The organism is Nocardia sp. NPDC004168 (assembly GCF_040610355.1).
Taxonomy (GTDB): Bacteria; Actinomycetota; Actinomycetes; order Mycobacteriales; family Mycobacteriaceae; genus Nocardia; species Nocardia sichangensis.
In genome coordinates this window covers 1-2,452 of sequence record NZ_JBEXME010000096.1, presented here as the reverse complement: position 1 = coordinate 2,452, position 2,452 = coordinate 1, and the positions used below count along the sequence as shown (strand labels likewise).

Here is a 2,452-nt window from a genome sequence, read left to right as displayed (position 1 = left end):
CAGCCGATGTCGTTGCGAGAAGGGCTGTTCCAGCAACTCGGCATCGCCGACAAGCTGGAGTTCGTGCAAGAACACGACCTCTATCGTGCCGTGATTCCCGGCCGGCTGGATCTCACCTTGCCCGCGGACTGGGACGGCGCGGTCGCCGCCATCGAGGCCGAGTTCCCCGGCAACCGCGACCGGGCCGCGAAATTCTTCGACCTGATCCGGCAGGTGAGCTTCTGGCAGATCGCCGCCATGCGGAGGATGCCGGTCGAGCAGATCGACCCGGTGCTGTTCGAGTACGGATTGCGGCCGTTGAAGGACGTGCTCGACGAGTTCTTCGATGACGACCGCATCAAGGTCGCGCTTGGCATGTACTGGACCTATCTCGGGCAGCCGCCGTCGAGACTGCGATTCCAGGATCTGGCGCTGACACTGTTCGCCTACTTCGAGTTCAAGCCCTGGCATGTGCGCGGTGGGTCGCAGGCGATGTCCACCGCCATCCTCGACGCCTTCCTCGCCGCGGGGGGCGAAGTGCGGTTCAACACCGGCGTCGAGGCCGTTCTCACCGAATCCGGCCGGGTCCTGGGTGTGCGGCTGGAAGACGGTTCGGAGGTCACCGCTGCCGACGTCATCTCCAACGCGTCGCTGCCGACCACCTACGGCATGCTCGAAGGCATCGACGTGCCCGCCGAGGTGCGCAACGATCTGGCCACCAGGCGAATCGGTGTCTCCGGCTTCGTGCTGCACATGGGTCTGGACGCGACTCCGGCCGAATTGGGTTTCACCACCAGCACGACGTTCGTCAACATGGACGCCGACGACGACCGCACCTACCGGGCATGGAAATCGTTCGAGCCCGCGCGGGGCATCTGCGTCAGCTCCTACGATGTCGCGCCGATCGGATTCGCGCCCGCCGGCGCCACGCACGTCAGCCTGATGACGTTGCAGTACGCCGACATCTGGAAGAACATCGCCGCATCGGAGTACGCGCGCACCAAGTTCGCCTACGCCGAAACCCTGCTCGACCTGTGCGAAACCGTCACCCCCGGCATCCGCGACGCCATCGAAGAGGTCGACGTCGCGACACCGTTGACGATGATGCGCTACCTGGGGCATCCGGGCGGCGCGATCTACGGCTACGACCAGGACGCCACCGAAGGCTGGCTGTTCCGCGACAGCGAACGCCGAACCCATGTTCCCGGACTCCATCTGGCCGGCTCCTGGGCCGGGATCGGCGGATTCCAGCCCACCCTGGAGGCCGGTGCGCGCGTCGCCCGCCGTCTCCTGCGCTCCAAAGCCGCCTGATCGGAGGACACTACGTGAAGCACCCACTCGCAGAACGGTTCGACGGGGCGGCGGAGATCCTCGCCGAGATCGATGCCCGCGTCCCCGATACGCGCGACTACTCCGCCGAAACACGCGCAACCATCGACGCCTACCACCCCAAGCGGCTGCGGTTGGTGGTCACCGCGATCATCGAGGAGACCGCCACCGCCAAGACCTTGCGGCTCGAGCGCGCCGACCGGTTCGAGCTGCCGCCCTTCCTGGCGGGCCAGTACGTGAACGTCTTCATCGACGGCACCAGCCGCCCGTTCGCGATCTCCTCCAGCCCGTCCCGGCTGACCCACTACGACCTCACCGTCCGCCGTGTCCCCGGCGGACGCGTCAGCAACCTGCTCGTCGACACCGCCGAGATCGGGCAGGTGCTCACCACCACAGGCCCGATGGGCACCTTCCACCACAACCCGCTTTTTCACGGCAACGACGTGGTGTTCCTCGCGGGCGGTTCGGGCGTGGCTCCGGCCATGAGCATGATTCGTGAGATCGCCGATCTGGGTCTCGATCGCGCCTTCCACCTGATCTACGGCTCCCGCGACGCCTCCGACATCATCTTCGGCGCGGAACTGGACGAGATCGCCGCCACCCACCCCGGCATCGACGTGGACCATGTCATCGCCGAACCCGCCGCCGGCTGGACCGGAGCCACCGGCTTCCTCACCGCGGAAACCATCGACCGGCTGGTGGGCGAACTCGACGGCCGTATGGTCTACGTGTGCGGCCCGCAGGCGCTGTACCCCTACGCCCTCGGGCAGCTCACCGCGCTGGGCCACCCGCGCAAACGCATCCGTTTCGAGGCCAACGGCGCGCCCAGCGATCCCACCGCCCAATCGCACTGGCCCGCCGGTATCGATCCGGCGCAGGAGGTCACCGTCACCGTCGGCAACACCTCCTTCCGCACCCCGCGCAACCGTCCACTTCTGGACGCTCTGGAAGACAACGGTATTCGTCCCGAGGCCGCCTGCCGTTCCGGCGAATGCAGCCTGTGCCGGGTGCGGATTCTGAAGGGTGAGGTGCACAACGCCGAGGAGGCGAAACTCCGGCTCTCCGACGCTCGATTCGATTACACCCATTCGTGTGTGGCCTACCCGATCACCGATGTGGAGCTGGGCCTGTGACCTACCGAACC

The 2,452-nt window shown here is 66.7% G+C and carries 2 protein-coding genes; both read left to right on the top strand.

Translation table 11 applies throughout. From position 1 onward, the window contains the following. Positions 1-1,290: NAD(P)/FAD-dependent oxidoreductase (locus tag ABZW96_RS37515; RefSeq protein ID WP_355081628.1), on the top strand; the 1,290-nt coding region annotated here is incomplete at its 5' end. A gap of 14 nt (positions 1,291-1,304) precedes the next feature. Next, positions 1,305-2,441, top strand: coding sequence for a 2Fe-2S iron-sulfur cluster-binding protein (locus tag ABZW96_RS37510; RefSeq protein ID WP_355081626.1), 1,137 nt, complete (start codon positions 1,305-1,307; stop codon positions 2,439-2,441). Positions 2,442-2,452 lie beyond the last annotated feature (11 nt).